The organism is Kitasatospora sp. Ki12 (genome assembly GCF_054601375.1).
This window is the reverse complement of sequence record NZ_BAAIHT010000001.1, coordinates 1,746,778-1,766,487: the sequence shown is the minus strand read 5'-3', so window position 1 is coordinate 1,766,487 and position 19,710 is coordinate 1,746,778. Positions and strand designations below refer to the sequence as shown.

General features: G+C 70.9%; 15 protein-coding genes and 1 tRNA gene. 6 read left to right on the top strand and 10 right to left on the bottom strand.

Going from position 1 to position 19,710, the window contains the following annotated elements; genetic code table 11:
• Positions 1–47: 47 nt before the first annotated feature.
• On the bottom strand, positions 48–929 hold the full coding sequence (locus tag ACYP53_RS07665; RefSeq protein WP_459646974.1) for a TIGR03620 family F420-dependent LLM class oxidoreductase: 882 nt from the start codon (positions 927–929) through the stop codon (positions 48–50).
• A 149-nt stretch (positions 930–1,078) separates the two neighbouring features.
• Between ACYP53_RS07665 and cutA the strand changes: the two genes are divergently transcribed.
• Complete coding sequence (gene cutA, locus ACYP53_RS07660; protein WP_189913407.1) at positions 1,079–1,408, top strand: divalent-cation tolerance protein CutA; 330 nt, start codon at positions 1,079–1,081, stop codon at positions 1,406–1,408.
• A gap of 52 nt (positions 1,409–1,460) precedes the next feature.
• On the opposite strand, the gene metG is transcribed toward cutA, so the two are convergent.
• The 5 genes from metG to ACYP53_RS07635 all read right to left on the bottom strand — a co-directional run bounded on the left by metG (position 1,461) and on the right by ACYP53_RS07635 (position 7,069).
• Positions 1,461–3,194, bottom strand: a complete 1,734-nt coding sequence (gene metG / locus ACYP53_RS07655) for a methionine--tRNA ligase (RefSeq protein WP_459646973.1) — start codon at positions 3,192–3,194, stop codon at positions 1,461–1,463.
• Between the two features lie 197 nt (positions 3,195–3,391).
• Positions 3,392–3,592 (bottom strand): DUF397 domain-containing protein, encoded by a 201-nt coding sequence (locus ACYP53_RS07650; protein ID WP_189913409.1) that lies wholly within the window; start codon positions 3,590–3,592, stop codon positions 3,392–3,394.
• A complete protein-coding gene (locus tag ACYP53_RS07645; protein WP_459646972.1) occupies positions 3,589–4,437 on the bottom strand; it encodes a helix-turn-helix domain-containing protein in 849 nt (282 codons plus the stop codon). Before ACYP53_RS07645 ends, ACYP53_RS07650 begins: the two co-directional genes overlap by 4 nt.
• A 598-nt stretch (positions 4,438–5,035) precedes the next feature.
• Complete coding sequence (locus ACYP53_RS07640) at positions 5,036–5,638, bottom strand: GNAT family N-acetyltransferase (RefSeq protein WP_189913412.1); 603 nt, start codon at positions 5,636–5,638, stop codon at positions 5,036–5,038.
• Between the two features lie 147 nt (positions 5,639–5,785).
• Positions 5,786–7,069, bottom strand: coding sequence for an adenylosuccinate synthase (locus ACYP53_RS07635; RefSeq protein WP_189913413.1), 1,284 nt, complete (start codon positions 7,067–7,069; stop codon positions 5,786–5,788).
• A 126-nt stretch (positions 7,070–7,195) separates the two neighbouring features.
• Here ACYP53_RS07635 and ACYP53_RS07630 point away from each other — a divergent pair, with 126 nt between their 5' ends.
• The 3 genes from ACYP53_RS07630 (at position 7,196) to purM (ending at position 11,133) form a co-directional block, all read left to right on the top strand.
• Positions 7,196–8,041 (top strand): diacylglycerol kinase family protein, encoded by an 846-nt coding sequence (locus ACYP53_RS07630; RefSeq protein ID WP_459646971.1) that lies wholly within the window; start codon positions 7,196–7,198, stop codon positions 8,039–8,041.
• Positions 8,042–8,367: 326 nt separating this feature from the next.
• Positions 8,368–9,951 (top strand): amidophosphoribosyltransferase, encoded by a 1,584-nt coding sequence (gene purF / locus ACYP53_RS07625; protein WP_189913414.1) that lies wholly within the window; start codon positions 8,368–8,370, stop codon positions 9,949–9,951.
• Positions 9,952–10,047: 96 nt separating this feature from the next.
• Positions 10,048–11,133, top strand: coding sequence for a phosphoribosylformylglycinamidine cyclo-ligase (gene purM / locus ACYP53_RS07620; RefSeq protein WP_189913415.1), 1,086 nt, complete (start codon positions 10,048–10,050; stop codon positions 11,131–11,133).
• 189 nt (positions 11,134–11,322) lie between these two features.
• Here purM and ACYP53_RS07615 read toward each other — a convergent pair whose 3' ends face one another.
• Both ACYP53_RS07615 and ACYP53_RS07610 read right to left on the bottom strand, forming a co-directional pair.
• Positions 11,323–11,580 carry a DUF3073 domain-containing protein gene (locus ACYP53_RS07615; protein WP_189913416.1) on the bottom strand — a complete coding sequence of 86 codons (258 nt, stop codon included), beginning with the start codon at positions 11,578–11,580 and terminating at the stop codon, positions 11,323–11,325.
• A 386-nt stretch (positions 11,581–11,966) separates the two neighbouring features.
• The gene (locus ACYP53_RS07610) at positions 11,967–13,124 is read right to left on the bottom strand and encodes a Glu/Leu/Phe/Val dehydrogenase dimerization domain-containing protein (RefSeq protein WP_459646970.1); all 1,158 of its coding nucleotides are present in this window, start codon (positions 13,122–13,124) and stop codon (positions 11,967–11,969) included.
• Positions 13,125–13,331: 207 nt separating this feature from the next.
• Here ACYP53_RS07610 and ACYP53_RS07605 point away from each other — a divergent pair, with 207 nt between their 5' ends.
• The gene (locus ACYP53_RS07605; protein ID WP_459646969.1) at positions 13,332–14,300 is read left to right on the top strand and encodes a hypothetical protein; all 969 of its coding nucleotides are present in this window, start codon (positions 13,332–13,334) and stop codon (positions 14,298–14,300) included.
• A 487-nt stretch (positions 14,301–14,787) separates the two neighbouring features.
• Positions 14,788–14,994, top strand: coding sequence for a developmental transcriptional regulator BldC (gene bldC, locus ACYP53_RS07600; RefSeq protein WP_014137253.1), 207 nt, complete (start codon positions 14,788–14,790; stop codon positions 14,992–14,994).
• A 350-nt stretch (positions 14,995–15,344) separates the two neighbouring features.
• Here the strand turns inward: bldC and ACYP53_RS07595 are convergent.
• Together ACYP53_RS07595 and hrpA are read right to left on the bottom strand one after the other, a co-directional pair.
• Positions 15,345–15,418, bottom strand: a tRNA-Asp gene (locus tag ACYP53_RS07595).
• A gap of 133 nt (positions 15,419–15,551) precedes the next feature.
• A complete protein-coding gene (gene hrpA, locus ACYP53_RS07590) occupies positions 15,552–19,538 on the bottom strand; it encodes an ATP-dependent RNA helicase HrpA (RefSeq protein WP_459646968.1) in 3,987 nt (1,328 codons plus the stop codon).
• Positions 19,539–19,710 lie beyond the last annotated feature (172 nt).

The following is a 19,710-nucleotide window of genomic DNA, read 5'->3' as shown; positions in this document are numbered from 1 at the left end:
GGAAGGGTACCGGCGGTGGTGCGGGGCCCGGGGTCCCGGAGCGGCGCTCAGACCAGGGCCTCGGCCAGCCGGCGCCAGTGCGGGAGGGCGGAGCCGCCGGGCGGGGTGCCGATGACCTGGACGGCGACGTGGTCCGCGCCGGCCGCCAGCTGGCCGTGGAGCTTGGCGGCGACGGTGTCGAGGTCGCCCCAGTACACCAGGTCGTCCACCAGCCGGTCGCTGCCGCCGTCGGCGAAGTCCTCGTCGGTGTAGCCGAGCCGGCGGAACTTGGCGGCGTTGTACGGGGACGCGAGGTAGGGCGCCAGGTGCTCGCGGGCGGTGGTGCGGGCGACCTCGGGGTCGGCTTCGAGCAGGACGGCGTGCTCGACCGCGAGCAGGGCGTCCGGGCCGAGGATCTCCCGGGCCTGCGCGGTGTGCGCGGTGGTGACGTGGTACGTGTGGGCGCCGAGCGAGCGGTCGCGGGCGAGTTCGAGCATCTTCGGGCCGTACCCGGCGAGGACCCGTCGGACCGGGGCGGCCGGGGCCGGGTTGTGGGGGTCGGCGTCGAGGGCGTCGAGCTCGTCCAGGTACCCGGCCATCACGGCGAGCGGCTTGACCCCGGGCCGGGCGAGGCCGCCGTAGCCGAGCCCGAGCAGGTGGCGGTCCGGGTGGGCGTCGGCGAGGAGCAGTGCGGCGCCGTGGGTGCGGCGGGCCTCGCGGCCCCAGACCTGGGCGATGCCGTTGGCGATCCGGATCCGCCGGGTGGCGGAGAGCAGCAGGGCGGCGTGGGTGAAGGCCTCGCGCCCGATGCCCTCGGGGACCCAGAGCGCGGGCCAGCCGAGCTCCTCCAACTCCTGGGCGTGGTCCCTGATCCGGCTCGCGCGCAGGCCTTCGAAGTCGAAGGTGTAGATCCCGAACCGGCCCAGCCCCAGGCTCTCGACGTCACTCACGCGGCTCCCCTTCCGTCGTCCGTCCGACCCGAAGCGTCGAACGTATCGAACTATCGCAGATTTACGATGTGACGCGCAACGGAGAACCGCCCGGGAAGCCCGACTCCCGGGCCGCCCCGGCAGCCCGACTTCCGGGATACCGTCGGAACATGACAGTCGGTGAGCAGCGCTTCGTCGTGGTGACGACCACCCACGAGAGCGAGGAACTGGCGCGGGCCCTGGCGTCCGCCGTGGTCCGGGAGCGCCTGGCGGCCTGCGCCCAGGTGTACCCCGTCCGGTCGGTGTACTGGTGGGAGGGCGAGGTGCGGGACGCCGAGGAGTGGCGGATCGACCTCAAGACCCGGGCCGAACTCGCGGACCGGCTGGGCGCGTTCGTCGCCGAGCGGCACTCCTACGAGACGCCCGAGGTGATCGCCGTGCCGGTGGTGGCCGGCAGCCCCGGCTACCTGGACTGGGTGGCCGGGGAGACCGCTCGATAGCGAGCGGGGCCCGGGGGATCGCCTCCCCGGGCCCCGCTTCCGTCCACGGACCTCAGCCCTCCGAGCCGCCGAAGCGCGTCGCCCAGGCGGCCAGGTCCTCGTCCGTGATCTTGGCGAACAGCACCGGCGGCACCGTGAACGCCGTCCCGGCCGGCACCAGGTCCAGCGCGCGCGCCTCCTCCGGGCCGACCCAGCGGCAGGTGGCGGCCGCGGAGTCCGCGGGCAGCGCGAAGGCCCCGCGCATCGCCGCCGCCGCGGTCGGGATGAACGGCTCGGACACGACCGCGTACAGGTGGATCAGGTTCATCGCGGTGCGCAGGGTCAGCGCCGCCGCGTCCTGGTCGGTCTTCACCTGCAGCCAGGGCGCCTTCTCGTCCAGGTACGCGTTGCCCGCGCTCCACAGCGCGCGCAGCGCCTGCGCGGCCTTGCGGAAGTTGAGCGCGTCCAGCTGGGCCTCGTACTCGGCGAGCAGCCCGGCGACCTGCTCGCCGAGGCGCTGCTCGGCCTCGCCCGCCGGGTGGCCGCCGGGGACGTCGTCGCCGAAGCGCTTGCGGCTGAAGGTGAGCACCCGGTTGACGAAGTTGCCGAGGGTGTCGGCGAGGTCCTTGTTGACCACCGAGGCGAAGAGGTCCCAGGTGAAGCTGGAGTCGTCGGACTCGGGGGCGTGGGCCATCATGAAGTAGCGCCAGTAGTCGGCCGGGAGCAGCTCCAGCGCGACGTCGCTGAAGATGCCGCGCTTCTGGCTGGTGGAGAACTTCCCGCCGTAGTACGTCAGCCAGTTGAAGGCCTTGACGTAGTCGACCTTCTTCCACGGGCGGCGCGAGCCGAGGATCGTCGCCGGGAACATCACCGTGTGGAACGGGACGTTGTCCTTGCCCATGAACTCGGTGTAGCGGACGGTCGCGTCGGCCTCGTACCACCAGGACCTCCAGTCCCGGGGCTGCCCGGCCGGGGCCGCGTCCGCCCACTCCTTGGTGGCGCCGATGTACTCGATCGGGGCGTCGAACCAGACGTAGAACACCTTGCCCTCGGCGGCCAGTTCGGGCCACACGTCGGCCGGCACCGGGACGCCCCACTCCAGGTCGCGGGTGATGGCGCGGTCCTGCAGGCCCTCGGTCAGCCACTTGCGGGCGATCGAGGAGGCCAGCACCGGCCAGTCGTCGCCGTGGGCGGCGACCCACTCCTCGACCTCGTCGGTCAGCTTCGACTGCAGCAGGAACAGGTGCCTGGTCTCCCGGACCTCCAGGTCGGCGCTGCCGCTGATCGCCGAGCGCGGCTCCAGCAGGTCGGTCGGGTCCAGCACCCGGGTGCAGTTCTCGCACTGGTCGCCGCGGGCCTTGTCGTAGCCGCAGTGCGGGCAGGTGCCGACGATGTAGCGGTCCGGCAGGAAGCGTCCGTCGGCGTTGGAGTACACCTGGCGGATCGCGCGCTCCTCGATGAAGCCGTTGCGCTGCAGCTCGCGGGCGATCTCCTGGGTGATCTCCCGGTTCTGCGGCGAGGAGCTGCGGCCGAAGTGGTCGAAGGAGAGCCCGAAGCCGTCGTACACCGCCTTCTGCGCGTCGTGCGCCCGGGCGCAGAACTCGGCGACCGGCAGCCCGGCGTCCTTCGCGGCCAGCTCGGCGGGGGTGCCGTGCTCGTCGGTGGCGCAGATGAACAGCACCTCGTGGCCGCGCTGTCGCAGGTAGCGGGAGTAGACGTCCGCCGGGAGCATGGACCCGACCATGTTGCCCAGGTGCTTGATCCCGTTGATGTAGGGAAGGGCGCTGGTGATCAGGTGCCGAGCCATCCTCGGATGCTCCGATTTCTCCCGCACGCGCACCCCACCCGGAGTGCTGTGCCAGGCGCAGGGGTCCACTGTGGGCTGCCAAGCCTACCGCCGCCGCGGGCCGGGACGGTCGCCGCCGGGCGGGCGTCGGGGGCCGCTTCCGGGGCCGGTGTCTCAGCTGCCGCCGGGCCGGTGCCCGGCCGCCGCCGGGGCCGGTGTCACGGCCGGGTGAGGTCGCCGTACCGGTCGAACTCCCCGGCCTTCACCCCGCGGACGAAGGCGGCCCACTTGCGCGGCGTGGTCCGTACGACCACCTCGGGCCGGTCCGACTCGCGGATCTCCACCAGCCCGCCCGCGGCCCTGACCTCGACGCAGTCGGCGCTCTCGCCGCTGGCCGAGGCCTTGCGCCAACTGCTCATGAGAAGTCTTTCCGTAAGGTCCAGATGAACTCCCGGGACTCGTCCGGCTCCAGCGAGATCATCGCGGTCCTCTCCTTGATCCGGCGGTAGGAGTCCAATTCCGCTTCGGAGTGCACGAACTTCGGCCCGTGGGAGAGGTCGATCTGGACGGTGTCGAGCTCCGGGACAGGCCCGCGGGCGAGGTACAGGCTCTCCCCGGATCCCGTGTAGGTGGGGACGCTGAACGGGATCACCCGGATCTCCACCCCGGGCCGCTCGGAATTCTCCAGCAGGCTCAGCAACTGTTCGCGCAGCACTTCCGGACCGCCGAACTGCATGCGCAGCGCGGACTCGTGGAGGAATGCGCTGTACGGCTTCGGACGGTCGTCGAAGATCTGCTGGCGCCGAATCCGGAATTCCCTCCGGGCCTCCGCCTCCTGCTGGTACTGCGGGGGGAGGCGTTCGAACACCGCGGCGGCGTACTCCGGGGTCTGCAACAGGCCGGGGATGAAGGTGCTGTTGAGGATGGACAGGGAGGAGGCGTGGTGCTCCATCTCCGCGATGTCGATGATCTCGTTGGGCAGCCGGCCCCGGTAGCTGTCCCACCAGTACTTGCGCCGGTCCTGCGTCATCGCGAGCAGTGCGTCCAGGTACGGGCCGTCCTTGCAGCCGCAGGTGCGCGCCCAGGTCCGCAACCGGTCGGCGCTGATGCCCGACTTGCCGTTCTCCATCTGGGAGATCTTGGGCAGGTCGGTGCCGATGGTCGCGGCCAGGGTCTTGGGCGTCACGCCCACGCGTTCGCGCATCTTGCGCAACTCGATTCCGAGGCGCTGCTGGCGCACGGTCGGCGACAAGCGGGGTGGCATGACTCTCTTCTCCGGGTCGCGGCTGCGGTCGATGCTTCCGGTGAAGTGTGCCGCGCATACCGGGCCCTAGCTACCGAATTGGGGGATACCCCACGATGGAGTGAACGTTCTCTCGCTCGGTAGCAACTCTGGCACCCTGACCCTATGGTCGTCGTGTCACTCGCTGACTTGTTGCCGCCTAAACAGTCGTCAATCAGCCGTAATTACACACCAGATGCATGGTCACGGCGCCCGAACATCAACGACCGGAGACAGCCATGCCCCTTCCCACGCCTCTCCGCCTTCCCCACCATCCCCGTCCTTCCCACCGCATTTCCGCATCCCGGTGAATGCGCTTCTCGTCGCCGCGTTGTCCGCACTCCTCCTCGCCGTCCTTTTCGTCGGCTGGCTGGTCTGGCTGGTCAACCTCCAGCCCCGGGAACACCGCCCGGCGAAGCGCGGTATCGCGGCGGGCCATTCCGTCACCGGAGAACGGAAATAGCGGCGGCACACCACCGGAGGTGTGGCGGCGGATTGCCGGCCGGCTTCCGACGGCAAGCCGGTGCTCGCCCGGAGCGGGTGTGCGGCACCGCCGCCCTTCCAGCCGCCCGAGGCGTTCTCAGCCGCGGGAAAGGCGGTCCACCAGGCGGGACTTGGCGGCCGGCCACTCGTCGGCGAGCATCGCGAAGTAGGCGCTGTCCCGCCAGGTGCCGTCGGGGCGGAGGCGGTCGCGGCGGTGGATGCCCTCGAATCGGGCGCCGAGGCGCAGGACGGCGTTGCGGGAGCGCTCGTTGAGGGCGTCGGTCTTCCAGAAGACGCGGCCCATGCCGAGCTCCTCGAAGGCGTGGGTGAGCAGCAGCAGCTTGGCCTCGGTGTTGACGGCGGTGCGCCAGACCGAGCGGGCGTACCAGGTGCCGCCGATCTCCAGGTACTCGTTCTCGGCGCTGAAGTCGTGGTAGCCGGTGATGCCGACGGCCCGGCCGGTGGTGAGGTCGACGGCGGTGAAGTACACCGACTCCCCGGCCGCCGCCTCGGCGGTGCGGACGTCGAGGAGCGCGCCCAGCTCGTCCTCCGAGGTGGGGACGTGGACGAGGATCCAGCGCCAGACCTCGGGGTCGGAGCCGACGGTGGCCCAGAGGTCGGCGAGGTGACGGCGCTCCAGCGGCTCCAGGCGGATGTGGCGGCCGGTGAGGGTGACGGGGGAGGGCAGCTTCGCGGTCATGGGCCGAACGTAGCGCCGCTCTGCACTAGACGCAAGAGATATCTGCACTAGTACAAAATGCCCGACCGGGGCAGAGCAAAGGCCCCGCGGGACGGATCCCACGGGGCCCTCGAAGCGCCCGGCCTACGACGTGCCTGGCGGCCTGGCTCAGATGAACGAGTTGATCTGGATCGTCTCGTCACGGCCCGGGCCGACGCCGATGGCGGAGATCGGCGCGCCGGACATCTCCTCCAGCGCCTTCACGTACGCCTGGGCGTTCTTCGGCAGCTCGGCGAAGGACTTGGCCTTGCTGATGTCCTCGGTCCAGCCCGGCAGCGTCTCGTAGATCGGCTTGGCGTGGTGGAAGTCGGACTGGTTGTAGGGGAGCTCCTCGACCCGCTTGCCGTCGATCTCGTACGCGACGCAGACCGGGATCTGCTCCCAGCCGGTCAGCACGTCGAGCTTGGTGAGGAAGAAGTCGGTGAGGCCGTTGACCCGGGTCGCGTAGCGCGCGATCACGGCGTCGAACCAGCCGCAGCGGCGGTCACGGCCGGTGGTGACACCGCGCTCGCCGCCGATCCGGCGCAGGGCCTCGCCGTCCGCGTCGAACAGCTCGGTCGGGAACGGGCCGGAGCCGACGCGGGTGGTGTAGGCCTTCAGGATGCCGATGACCCGGTCGATCTTGGTGGGCCCGATGCCGGCGCCGGTGCAGGCGCCGCCCGCGGTCGGGTTCGACGAGGTCACGAAGGGGTACGTGCCGTGGTCGACGTCGAGCAGGGTGCCCTGGCCGCCCTCCAGCAGGACGACCTTGTCCGCCTTCAGCGCCTCGTCCAGGACGAGGGTGGTGTCGGCGAGGAAGGGCTTGATCTTCTCCGCGTAGCCCAGGTACTCCTCGACCACCAGGTCGGCCGGGATGGTGCGGCGGTTGTACAGCTTGACCAGGACCTGGTTCTTGTCGTGCAGCGCCGCCTCGATCTTCTGGCGCAGGATCGACTCGTCGAACAGGTCCTGGACCCGGATGCCGACGCGGTTGATCTTGTCCGCGTAGGTCGGGCCGATGCCGCGGCCGGTGGTGCCGATCCGGCGCTTGCCGAGGAAGCGCTCGGTGACCTTGTCCAGGGTGCGGTGGTACGGCGTGATCAGGTGGGCGTTGCCCGAGACCAGCAGCTTGGAGGTGTCGATGCCGCGCTCGTTCAGGCCGGCCAGCTCGGAGAGCAGCACGGCCGGGTCGATCACGACGCCGTTGCCGATCACCGGCGTGACGTTCGGGCTGAGGATGCCGGAAGGGAGCAGGTGCAGGGCGTACTTCTGGTCGCCGATGACCACCGTGTGACCGGCGTTGTTGCCGCCCTGGTAGCGGACGACGTAGTCCACGGAGCCGCCGAGGAGGTCGGTGGCCTTCCCCTTGCCCTCGTCCCCCCACTGAGCGCCAACGAGCACGAGTGCCGGCACAGGCGTACACCCCTTCCGGTTGGGGCATCCTGCGTAGGCCGCAGTCTGCCCCGAGATAGACGAAGCCCCTGGCGCAATGGCGCAAGGGGCTCTTGCACCGAGAGATTACCTGAGGAAGGACCGGTCGTGTCGTCCCTGTCCACGCCTGCTACCGGCGGCCCCGAGCCGCTCCTGCTGCTGCTCGACCCGGTGGCCCGGCGGACCGACGGCGAGTCGGTGCGGATCGCGAAGGACGTGCTCTGCGGGGGTGCGGACGTGAAGGTGGTCTATCCGGAGAGCACGTCCGAACTCGACCGGGTGCTTTCGCACCGGGGTCGGAGGCGACCGGTGGTGATCGGTTCTGATCTTGCCCTGCAGCGGGTGCTGCAGGCGTTGCACCGGCAGCGTGAGCTGGGCACGGAACCGGTGGGGATGGTTCCGGTCGGCCGCGCGGAGGAGCTGGCGACGGCCCGCGCGCTGGGTGTGCCGGGGGAGCCGGTCCGGGCCGCGCGAGCGGTGCTGTCGGGTGCGGCCCGCCGGCTGGACCTGCTGGTCGACGACGGGGGCGGGGTGGCCCTGGGCGGGGTGCGGATCACCGGCGGCGGGACGCGCTGGACGGGGGGCCGTACGGGTGGCTGGCGTTCGCTATGGGCGAAACTGGCTGCGGCCGAGCAGGCGAACGCACTCACCCCGGAGAGCACCGACCACAACCCCAGGGTCCGGGTCGAGGCCGACGGCCGGCTGCTCGCCGACGTCCACCGGCCGGTCCGGCTGGTCCAGGTCACCCTGCCGTCCGGCGCCTCGGACGGGACCGGGGAGATGGAGGTCGTGGTCCGGGCCTCCGGCGCCCTGGTGCGCGCCCGGGCGGCGAGCGTCTCGGTGGTCGGCCGCGGCTTCGGCTACGAGGCGGACGGCCACCCGGTCGGCCCGGTCCGCGCCCGGACCTGGACGGTGCACCCGGCGGCCTGGGGCCTGCTCCTTCCGGCCGCGTGAAGCCGCCTGAGGCCGCGCGAGACGGCGCGAGGCCGCGTGAAGCCGCCTGAGGCCGCGCGAGGCCGCGCGATTCCGGCCGCGTGAAGCCCGCGTGAACGCCGGGTGAGCAGGCTCACGTTCGTCCGCCCGCCGACACCCCCCGCTCCGCACACGGAACTCCCCAACAGGCGCGAACCACAAGGCCAACCGCCGCCGGGGGGAATTCCGGCCGGCCGAAATCCCCGCCCCGTAAGGGGTTTTGTCTACGCGCGTTACTCACCGATCGTCCGACAAACCCGGCATCCCGGGTTCCGGAAGCCTGTGCCAACTGCCCTAGACTCGAAGGCGTGCCACGTGGTGACGGAAGACTCAACCACGATCTTCTTCCCGGTGAGAAAGGCCCCCAGGACGCTTGCGGCGTCTTCGGTGTCTGGGCTCCCGGCGAGGAGGTCGCCAAGCTCACGTTCTTCGGCCTTTACGCCCTGCAGCACCGCGGTCAGGAATCCGCGGGCATCGCAGTGAGCAACGGCTCCCAGATTCTCGTCTTCAAGGACATGGGACTCGTCTCCCAGGTCTTCGACGAGGCCTCCCTGGGGTCGTTGCACGGGCATATCGCCGTCGGACACGCCCGCTACTCGACCACCGGTTCCTCGGTCTGGGAGAACGCCCAGCCGACCTTCCGGGCGACCGTCCACGGTTCGCTGGCCCTCGGGCACAACGGAAACCTGGTGAACACCGCCGAACTGGCGGCCATGGTCGCCGAACTGCCCGGCGAGGAGCACGTCTCGCGCTCCGGCCGGACCGCGGCGACCAACGACACCGACCTGGTGACGGCCCTGCTCGCCGGCCACCCGGACCTCTCCATCGAGGAGACGGCCAAGCTCGTCCTGCCCTCGGTCAAGGGCGCGTTCTCGCTCGTCTTCATGGACGAGCACACGCTCTACGCCGCCCGCGACCCGCAGGGCATCCGCCCGCTGGTGCTCGGCCGGCTGGAGCGCGGCTGGGTCGTCGCCTCCGAGACGGCGGCGCTCGACATCTGCGGCGCCTCCTTCATCCGCGAGGTCGAGCCCGGCGAGCTCATCGCCATCGACGAGAACGGCATGCGCACCTCGCGCTTCGCCGAGGCCAAGCCCAAGGGCTGCGTCTTCGAGTACGTCTACCTGGCCCGCCCCGACACCTCCATCGCCGGCCGCAACGTCCACCTCTCCCGCGTGGAGATGGGCCGCCGCCTGGCGAAGGAGGCCCCGGTCGAGGCCGACCTGGTGATAGCGACGCCCGAGTCCGGCACCCCCGCCGCGATCGGCTACGCCGAGGCCAGCGGAATCCCGTACGGCTCCGGCCTGGTGAAGAACGCCTACGTGGGCCGCACCTTCATCCAGCCCAGCCAGACCATCCGCCAGCTCGGCATCCGCCTCAAGCTCAACCCGCTGCGCGAGGTCATCCAGGGCAAGCGCCTGGTGGTCGTGGACGACTCGATCGTCCGCGGCAACACCCAGCGCGCGCTGGTGAAGATGCTGCGCGAGGCCGGCGCCGCCGAGGTCCACATCCGGATCTCCTCCCCGCCGGTGAAGTGGCCCTGCTTCTTCGGCATCGACTTCGCCACCCGCGCGGAGCTGATCGCCAACGGCATGACCATCGAGGAGATCGGCCGCACCCTCGGTGCCGACTCGCTCTCCTACATCTCGATCGACGGCATGATCGAGGCCACCAAGCAGCCCAAGGACAAGCTCTGCCGGGCCTGCTTCGACGGCGAGTACCCGATGGAGCTGCCGGACCCGGCGCTGCTCGGCAAGCTCCTGCTGGAGGCCGAGATCAAGGGCGGCCAGCAGCCGCCGGCCGTCCGCGGCAAGCCGACCAGCGGCAGCGACCTGGACGGCGTCCAGTCGCTGCTCGGCGGGGCGGGCGCGGCCGACGCGCTGCGCCGCCCGTAACGAATCCACGGTGGGGTCCCGCGAACCGGGGCCCCACCGCCGTTCCGCCCCCGCTCTTCCCGAACCACCCCCCTGACCCGAGAGGGCCGCACCGCAGTGACCAGCAACCAGAACGGCGCCACCTACGCCGCCGCCGGTGTCGACATCGAGGCGGGCGACCGCGCCGTCGAGCTCATGAAGCAGTGGGTGAAGAAGGCCAACCGCCCCGAGGTGGTCGGCGGTCTCGGCGGCTTCGCCGGGCTCTTCGACGCGTCCGCCTTCAAGAACTACGAGCGGCCGCTGCTGGCCTCGGCCACCGACGGCGTGGGGACCAAGGTGGCCATCGCGGCCGCCATGGACAAGCACGACACCATCGGCCACGACCTGGTCGGCATGGTCGTGGACGACCTGGTGGTCTGCGGCGCCGAGCCGCTGTTCATGACCGACTACATCTGCGTCGGCAAGGTCGTCCCGGAGCGGGTCGCCGCGATCGTCAAGGGCATCGCCGAGGGCTGCGCCCTGGCCGGCTGCGCCCTGGTCGGCGGCGAGACCGCCGAGCACCCCGGCCTGCTGGGCCCGGACGAGTACGACGTGGCGGGCGCCGGCACCGGTGTCGTCGAGGCCGACGCGCTGCTCGGCGCGGACCGGGTCCGGGCCGGCGACGTGGTGATCGCGATGGCCGCCTCCGGCCTGCACTCCAACGGCTACTCGCTGGTCCGCCACGTGCTGCTGAACGAGGCCGGCTGGAAGCTGGACCGCAAGGTCGAGGAGTTCGGCCGCACGCTCGGCGAGGAGCTGCTGGAGCCGACCCGGATCTACTCGCTGGACTGCCTGGCGCTCACCCGCGCCACCGAGGTCCACGCCTTCTCGCACGTCACCGGCGGCGGCCTGGCGGCCAACCTGGCCCGGGTCGTCCCGGCCGGCCTGCACGCCCGCCTGGACCGCGGCACCTGGACCCCGCTGCCGGTCTTCCGGACCGTCGCCGAGGTCGGCAACGTGGCCACCCTGGAGATCGAGAAGACGCTCAACATGGGCGTCGGCATGGTCGCGGTCGTCCCGCCGCACTCGGTGGACGCCGTGCTGTCGATCCTGGAGGACCGCGGCGTCGAGTCCTGGCTGCTCGGCGACATCGTCGAGCGCACCGACGAGCACGAGGGCGGCGCGGCCCTCTACAACGCCTACGAGGGCTTCCGGACGGTCTGACCCGGACCTGACGACGAGAGGGCCCCTCCGGCACGTCCGGAGGGGCCCTCCCGCGTACGGGCGCCCTACCGGCCAGCCCCGAGCAGACTCCTGCCCACGCCGGGCCGTCCGGTGAGCTGGGCGAGTAGCAGGGCACGCCGAAGACCGGTCCGGCGCCTCGGGCGCCGGACCGGTCCGGTGGAGCTGCTGTTACGAGCGGCGGGAGGCCTGCGAGGCCCCGGTGCCCGGCTCGTTGTCGTCCTCGTCGTCGAGGTCGGCGTAGCGGGCGGCGTACTCCGCGTACGGGTCGTCGTCCTCCTCCTCTTCGATCGGCTCCGGCTCGATCGAAGGAGCGGACGGCGATACGCCCAGCTCGTTGGACAGACGGTTAGCGTCGAACCCGCCGCTGTTGTACTTCAGCTCGCGGGCGACCTTCGTCTGCTTGGCCTTGGCCCGGCCGCGCCCCATGGGTCGACCCCCTCAACGATGGGGCTCACGGCCCCGAGTCTGACACGTGTTCATGATCAGGACCGGCCTGCCCGAATGGGAGAAGCCGTCCCTTGGAGCATTAACGGTACCTGTTTCCGCCGCTGGACGGTACGTCGTTGGTGTGACGTGGCGCGCACCGACCGCACCCGAGACCAGGTCTTTCCAGGTCAAGGGAGGTTTTGCGGCGATTTTCGCGCTGTCCGGAGGTGTCTTGGGTCCGTCGTTCCAGGACTGATTATCCCCCCTAGGGGGACCCCGGATCACCCGTTCGGCCGGAGAAGTGAGAATCCGGTTCCACATCGTGATGCGCGGGGGGCCACGGTGGCGGCCCCCCGCGCATCCGGGGTCGGGTGGCGACGGCCGGATCAGCCGCGGCGGGCACCCGGGAGCAGCACCGTGCGCAGCGCGCTGATCTCGCGCATCCGCTTCTCGGCCAGGCGGTCGGCGGCGACCGCCGGCGGGACGCCGTCGGTGGCGGCCCGGGTGAAGATCTCCAGGGTGGTGTCGAAGATCTTGGTGGCCTTGTTCTTGGCCCGGTCGAAGTTGAAGCCCTCGATCTCGTCGGCGACCTGGATGACGCCGCCGGAGTTCACCAGGTAGTCCGGCGCGTAGAGGATGCCGCGGTCGGCGAGGTCCTTCTCGACGCCGGCGTGGGCCAGCTGGTTGTTGGCCGCGCCGCACACGATGGAGGTGCCGGCCTCGCCGAGCGCGGCGACCACGCCGTCGGTCAGGGCGCCGCCGAGGGCGCAGGGGGCGTAGACGTCCAGCTTGGCCTGGAACAGGGCGGCGGTGTCGGCGACCACCTCCACGTCCGGGTGGGCGGCGCGCACGCGGTTGACGGCGGCCTCGAAGGGGTCGGTGACGACGACGGTGGCGCCGTCCGCGACCAGGTGGCCGACCAGGTAGTGGCCGACCTTGCCGACGCCCGCGACGCCGACCCGCTTGCCGCGCAGGGTCGGCTGGCCCCAGCGGGCCTGGGCGGAGGCGCGCATGCCCTGGAAGACGCCGAAGGCGGTCAGGATCGACGAGTCGCCGGCGCCGCCGTGCTCGGGCGAGCGGCCGGTCACGAACTCGGTCTCGCGCGCGATGACGTCCATGTCCTGCACGTAGGTGCCCACGTCGCAGGCGGTGATGTAGCGGCCGCGCAGCGACTCCACGAAGCGGCCGTAGGCCCGGAGCATCGCCTCGTTCTTGTCCTTGTTCGGGTCGCCGATGATGACGGCCTTGCCGCCGCCGAGGTCCAGCCCGGCCAGCGCGTTCTTGTAGGACATCCCGCGGGACAGGTTCAGCGCGTCCTCCATCGCCGCCTCCTCGGAGGCGTACGGGAAGAAGCGGGTGCCGCCGAGGGCCGGGCCCAGCGCGGTGGAGTGGATGGCGATGATGGCCTTCAGGCCGGAGCTGCGGTCGTGGCAGAGGACGACCTGCTCGTGGCCGTCGCCGGGGGCGCCGTCCTGTTCGGTACGGAAGATCCTGCTGAGCACGCCGGGTGCGGGGTGCGTGGCGGGGGTCTGTACGTCGGTCACTGTGGTGACTCCAGTATCGAAGGCCCGCTGCTGTGGTGCGGGCGCCTAAGGGGAAGCGTAGTCGGGTGGGCGCCGCCGATAGGCCCTCTTGTCCGAGCTTGTGCCGGTTGTCCGAGGGGTGAGACGGGAGGGGGTGCGCGGTGCGGGCGCGAACGGTTCGTGGCCGCGCCCTCCCGGGCCCGGTCGGCCCGTGCGACCATGCAGGACGTGACCGCCGTACGCACCTCCGTACAACCGCCCTACGCCGCCCACCTGCGGGTCTACGAGCCGCTGGCGGCCTACCCGGAGCCCGAGCGGGCCCGCTGGCAGGCCTACGCGGCGGAGCACGGGCCGGACGCGGGGGAGGCGGCGCAGCCGGTCGCGGCGGCGGTGCTGGAGGAGCAGCGGGAGGCGCTCGCGGAGCTGGCCGCCCGGACGCCCCGGGCGCTGCCGGAGCGGGAGAGCGGGCGGGCCTTCCTGCGGGTGGTGGACGGCGTCCTCTACGTCTGCCCGTGGGCGACCAGGCTGCGCAGCTGGCAGGCGCTGGAGGAGCTGCGGGCCGGGGCGCCGGTGGCGCTGCTGGACACCGCGCTGCCGCCGGCCGTCCGGGAGGCCGCCGAGGCGGACCGGGAGCGCTGGCGGGCCGAGCACCCGGACGCCCGGCCGTGGATCCTGACCAGCCGGTGGGAGGTGCCGGTGCGCTGGTTCCTGCCGTTCGGGGACGAGGACCGCTGCTTCGTCCCGGGCGGTCGGGCGGAGGGCGGGGGCCTGTCCGGCGGCGGGCCGCCCGGCGGGGAGCCCGGGAGGGAGCCCGGGAGGGAGCCGTCGGGGGGAGGGGAGCGGGACGGCCGGCCGGCGGCGCTCTTCTACCTGGTGCCGATGGCGCAGGCGCGCCGGCGGGTGGCGCGGGCCTACCGGGCGCTGCGCGAGGCGGTGCCGGACGGGGAGCTGGTGCGGGGGGCGGAGCTGATCGGGCGGTGGCTGGAGGAGTTCCATCCGCGCTCGCTGGTGGAACTGGACTACGGGGGGCTGGTGCACCTGATGGGGCCGGAGCGGTTGCTGGCGGACCGTTCGGCCGGGGAGCTGGAGGAGGGGCTGCGCGCGCTGCGGGCGGGGGACACCGCGGAGGCGCTGCGGGTGTACGGGGAACTGACGGTGCGCTGGCGCCGGGTGCTGGCGCTGCGGTACGCGAACTGACGTCCGACCACCCGTGTATGACTGTAAGGGTCCTTGGGACCGGAACACCGATGACCAAGGTCCTGGTTCGGGTCAATAGCCGTCGAACGTGACACTACTCACCGTTGACGCGAACTTACCCCTATGTGCAAAAATGGGACAACCAGCCCAACTTCACGTGAGCGTGCCCACTTTTGGGTGGTTCTGGAGTCGATGCGCGCTTTGCGGGGAAACGGAGGGTCTGGTCCCTTCGTAACCGGATGTCATCGCCGTGTGACTGTCCGTTATGGGGTGGTCCATCGCCATCCGTCAGCCTTGAACCCGTGAGGGGTCAATTTTGGCGGTTTGGTCGATAGGGCTGGACGGATGGTGTAGTTGTAGACACCAGGACAAGCCGTTCGTCCTATAACCGACTCGGCCCGTCTATGCCATTTCGGGCATCGCGGGCCAAGGTGCAGAATTTGAAGGATAGAACCGCCCTGGTTCGGTTCTCCCGAGGAGGCCGCTCATGACCGCTCGTACCCCTGATGCTGAGCCCCTGCTGACGCCGGCAGAGGTCGCCACCATGTTCCGCGTGGACCCGAAGACGGTCACCCGCTGGGCCAAGGCGGGCAAGCTGACGTCGATTCGCACGCTCGGCGGTCACCGCCGTTACCGTGAGGCGGAGGTGCGCGCTCTGCTGGCCGGGATTCCCGCTCAGCGCACTGAGGCCTGATAGGCCAAAGGCTCTTTCAAAGGGGCCGCTTACCGGACTCCGCCGGGTCCGGTAAGCGGCCCCTTTGTCATGCCTCGGGGCGGCGGGCCGGTCCATCGGAATGCTGAACTCCGGATAACGATTTGGTGTTCATGGGGCGGGGGGGATTTACAGTGAATAGAAGTGCAATTTTACATATTAAATTAGCGGGTCCTTGGGAAGGGTGTGCCACGCCCGGTTTCGAGGAAGGATGCGTGGTGACCGTCACACGGTCCGTCACTTGTGGTCCGGACCCGGTTCGGGATAGTGGTGGCGGCGTGGAAACGCGAGAGGCCCGGAACCTTGACGATTCCGGGCCTCTCGCACTGCGGCGATCCTGACGGGACTTGAACCCGCGACCTCCACCTTGACAGGGTGGCGAGCTAACCAACTGCTCCACAGGACCAGATTGTTCTGATCTCGTTCACTCGCTTGCCGCGCTGCGAACAAGACAGACTGTAGCCCATGGTGGGCCCCCAGGTCGAACTGGCTCCTGAAGGCCCACCCGCAGCTCAGGGCGGTGACCCGCGGCCCCGGGGTCAGAGCGTCGCCCGGGCCGCCTCCATCGCCTTCATGATCCGCTTCTCGGAGACCGGGCTCGGCGTGCCCAGCGACTGGGCGAAGAAGCTGACCCGCAGCTCCTCGATCATCCAGCGGATCGCCCGCACCTCCTCGGACGGCTGCCGGCCGGCCGGCACCGCCGCCAGCAGCTCCCCGTACGCCTGCTGCACCTGCTGCACCTTCAGCAGCTGCTGGGCGTCCCGCTGCGGGTGGTTGGGCAGCGCCTCCAGGCGGCGGTCCACCGCCAGCAGGTAGCGCTTGAGGTCCGGCAGCCGCCGCCAGCCGGTGGCCGTCACGAAGCCCGGGTGCACCAGCGAGGCCAGGTGCAGCCGGACGTCGTTCACCGCGTTCAGCAGCACCGGGCTGCTCACCGACTTCAGCCGGGTCGAGGCCTTGTGGAAGGCGATCAGCGCGGTGGCCGTCTTCAGCGTGGTGTCCGCGGACAGGTCGTACAGGTCCGCGCGCACCTTGTCGTGCAGCTTGCCGAACGCCGCCTCGTCCCAGGCCGGTCCGCCGGCCAGGGTCATCAGCCGGTCCGTCGCGGCGGACACCACGTCCTCGAAGAGCGCGGCGATCGAACCGTGCGGGCTGTGCGAGAGCGCCAGCTTCGCCTGGTTGCCCAGCCGGCCCTGGATCGACTTGGCCGGGGAGGTGGTGGTCAGCATCAGCAGCCGCCGGGTGCCGTCCCACATCGCCTGCGCCTGGGCCTCCGGGGTGTCGAACAGCTTGATGCCGACCGCGGCGCCCTCGTCCACCAGCGCCGGGTAGGCGCGCAGCGAGTGGCCGCGCGAGCGCTGCTCGAAGGTGCGCTGCAGCACCGGCAGGGACTCCGGCCAGGCGGTCAGCCCGCCCTGCTCGATGCCCTGGCCGGAGGCGGCCGAGGAGAGCGTCTCCTTGAGCTTCGGCTTGAGCTTCAGCCGCAGCTCCTCCAGGTCCTTGGACTCGGCGAGCTTGCGGCGCCCGTCCACGACCCGGAAGGTCACCTTGAGGTGCTCCGGCACCCGCTCGTCGTCCCAGGCCTCCGGCGGCACCGTGACGGCCGTCAGCCGCTTCAGGGCGTGCTCCAGCGACGGCAGCAGCGGCTCCTGGCGGTCCTTCACCGCGCGCAGCGCCGCCTTGGCGAAGTCCGGGGCCGGCACGAAGTTGCGCCGGATCGCCTTCGGCAGCGACTTGATGTACGCGGTGACCAACTCCTCCCGCAGGCCGGGGATCTGCCAGTCGAAGCCCTCCGCGGTGACCTGGTTGAGCACCGGCAGCGGGATGTGGACGGTCACGCCGTCCGCGTCGCTGCCCGGCTCGAACTGGTAGGTCAGCTGGAAGCGCAGCTTGCCCTGCTGCCAGTGGTCCGGGTAGTCGGCCTCGGTGACGCCGCCGGCGGCGTCGTTGATCAGCATCGACTTCTCGAAGTTCAGCAGGTCCGGCTGGTCGTGCCGGGCCTTCTTCCACCAGGAGTCGAAGTGCCGGGTGGAGACGACCTCGTCGGGCAGCCGGGCGTCGTAGAACTCGAACAGGGTCTGGTCGTCCACCATGATGTCGCGGCGGCGGGCCCGGTTCTCCAGCTCCTCGACCTCGCCGAGCAGCCTGCGGTTCTCCGCGAAGAACTTGTGGTGGGTCTCCCAGTCGCCCTCGACCAGCGCGTTGCGGATGAACAGCTCGCGGCAGAGCTCCGGGTCGATCCGCCCGTAGTTGACCTTGCGCTGGGCGACGACCGGCATCCCGTAGAGGGTGACCTTCTCGTAGGCCAGCACCGCGCCGGCCTTCTTCTCCCAGTGCGGCTCGCTGTAGCTGCGCTTGATCAGGTGGCCGGCCAGCGGCTCCACCCACTCCGGCTCGATCTTGGCGTTGATCCGGGCCCAGAGCCGCGAGGTCTCCACCAGCTCGGCCGACATCACCCAGCGCGGCGGCTTCTTGAACAGGCCGGAGCCCGGGAAGACCGCGAACCGGGCACCGCGGGCGCCGCCGTACTCGCGCTTCTCCACGTCGAACAGGCCGATGTGGGAGAGCAGGCCGGCCAGCAGCGACTGGTGGATCCGGTCGGCGTCCGGCTCGGCGTCGGGGTGGGGCTCCTCGATCGTCACGCCCAACTGCTTCGCCACCGTGCGCAGCTGGGTGTAGATGTCCTGCCACTCCCGTATCCGCAGGTAGTTGAGGAACTCCGTCTTGCACATCCGGCGGAAGGCCGAGGAGGAGAGCTCCTTCTGCTGCTCGCGGACGTAGCGCCACATCGCCAGGTAGGACATGAAGTCCGAGGTCTCCGAGGTGAACCGGCGGTGCCGGTCGTCGGCGGCCTGGCGCTTCTCCGCGGGGCGCTCGCGCGGGTCCTGGATGGACAGCGCGGCGGCGATCACCATGACGTCGCGGACGCAGCCGTTGCGGTCCGCCTCCAGCACCATCCGGGCCATCCGCGGGTCCACCGGGAGCTGGGCGAGCTTGCGGCCGAGCTGGGTGAGGCGCTTGCGCGGGTCCTTCTCCTCCGGGTCCAGCGCGCCCAGCTCGTGCAGCAGGTGGACGCCGTCCTTGATGTTGCGCGAGTCCGGCGGGTCCAGGAACGGGAAGGCGGCGATGTCGCCGAGGCCCGCCGCGGTCATCTGCAGGATCACCGAGGCCAGGTTGGTGCGCAGGATCTCGGCGTCGGTGAACTCGGGGCGGGAGAGGAAGTCCTCCTCCGAGTACAGCCGGATGCAGATGCCGTCCGAGGTGCGGCCGCAGCGGCCCTTGCGCTGGTTGGCGCTGGCCTGGCTGATCGCCTCGATCGGCAGCCGCTGCACCTTGGTGCGGTGGCTGTAGCGGGAGATCCGGGCGGTGCCCGGGTCGATCACGTACTTGATGCCGGGGACGGTGAGCGAGGTCTCGGCCACGTTGGTGGCCAGCACGATCCGGCGGCTGCTGGAACGCTGGAAGACCCGGTGCTGCTCGGCCGAACTGAGCCGGGCGTACAGCGGCAGGACCTCGGTGTTCCTCAGCTTCAGCCGGTTCAGGGCGTCGGCGGTGTCGCGGATCTCGCGCTCGCCGGAGAGGAACACCAGGATGTCGCCCGGGCCCTCGTCCTGCAGCTCCTGGGCGGCCTCGCAGATCGCCTGGACCTGGTCCCGGTCGCGGTCGGCGGCGTCCTCCTCCGCGCCGTCGGCAGTGTCTTCGGCGATTGGCCGGTACCGGACCTCGACCGGGTACGTCCGCCCGGAGACCTCGATGATCGGGGCGTCGCCGAAGTGCCGGGAGAAGCGCTCCGGGTCGATCGTCGCGGAGGTGATCACGACCTTGAGGTCGGGACGGCGGGGCAGCAGCTGCTTGACGTAGCCGAGGATGAAGTCGATGTTGAGGCTGCGCTCGTGCGCCTCGTCGATGATCAGGGTGTCGTACTGGCGGAGATCGCGGTCGGTCTGGATCTCCGCGAGCAGGATGCCGTCCGTCATCAGCTTGACCAGGGTGTCCTGGCCGACCTGGTCGGTGAACCGGACCTTCCAGCCGACCGCCTCGCCCAGCGGGCTGTTCAGCTCCTCCGCGACCCGCTCGGCCACCGTACGGGCGGCGATCCGGCGCGGCTGGGTGTGACCGACCAGACCGCGCACCCCGCGGCCCAGCTCCAGACAGATCTTCGGGATCTGGGTGGTCTTGCCGGAGCCGGTCTCGCCCGCGACGATCACCACCTGGTGGTCCCGGACCGCCGCCAGGATCTCGTCCTTCTTCTGGCTGACCGGCAGCTCGGCCGGATACGTGATCGTCGGGACGGCGCTCCGGCGCTGCGCCACCAGCAACTCGGCGCGGTCGATGTCGGCGGCGATCTCGGCGGCGACCTTCTGCCGGGCCTCGGGCTTGCGGACCCGGCGGGCCCCCTCCAGCCGGCGCCCGATCCGCACCTCGTCGCGCAGGGTCAGCTCGGGCAGGCGGGCGGCCAGCTCGCCGATTCCGGGGCCCTCGGAGGGCGCGGGGGCGGACTGGACTGCGGGAGAACTCACTGCGGGCATCCCTCTAGGTTCGCAAGGAGGCACGGCGGAGCGCACCTCGGTTTTCGAGCCCCTCCAGTGTCACAGCCGCCGGTGGCGAATCGCGAACGCCGGGCAACGGTTCGCGGCCGGCCCGGGCGCGCCCTGGGCTCCTCGTGGGCTCGTCCTGGGTTCGCCCTGGGCCGGATTGTCG

Bases quoted from the DNA above. Each gene is read 5' to 3' on its own strand.
- ACYP53_RS07640 (WP_189913412.1), bottom strand. From the start codon at position 5,638: ATGACCGCGAAGCTGCCCTCCCCCGTCACCCTCACCGGCCGCCACATC.
- ACYP53_RS07645 (WP_459646972.1), bottom strand. From the start codon at position 4,437: ATGCCACCCCGCTTGTCGCCGACCGTGCGCCAGCAGCGCCTCGGAATC.
- bldC (WP_014137253.1), top strand. From the start codon at position 14,788: ATGACCGCTCGTACCCCTGATGCTGAGCCCCTGCTGACGCCGGCAGAG.
- cutA (WP_189913407.1), top strand. From the start codon at position 1,079: ATGACAGTCGGTGAGCAGCGCTTCGTCGTGGTGACGACCACCCACGAG.
- ACYP53_RS07615 (WP_189913416.1), bottom strand. From the start codon at position 11,580: ATGGGGCGCGGCCGGGCCAAGGCCAAGCAGACGAAGGTCGCCCGCGAG.
- ACYP53_RS07650 (WP_189913409.1), bottom strand. From the start codon at position 3,592: ATGAGCAGTTGGCGCAAGGCCTCGGCCAGCGGCGAGAGCGCCGACTGC.
- hrpA (WP_459646968.1), bottom strand. From the start codon at position 19,538: ATGCCCGCAGTGAGTTCTCCCGCAGTCCAGTCCGCCCCCGCGCCCTCC.
- metG (WP_459646973.1), bottom strand. From the start codon at position 3,194: ATGGCTCGGCACCTGATCACCAGCGCCCTTCCCTACATCAACGGGATC.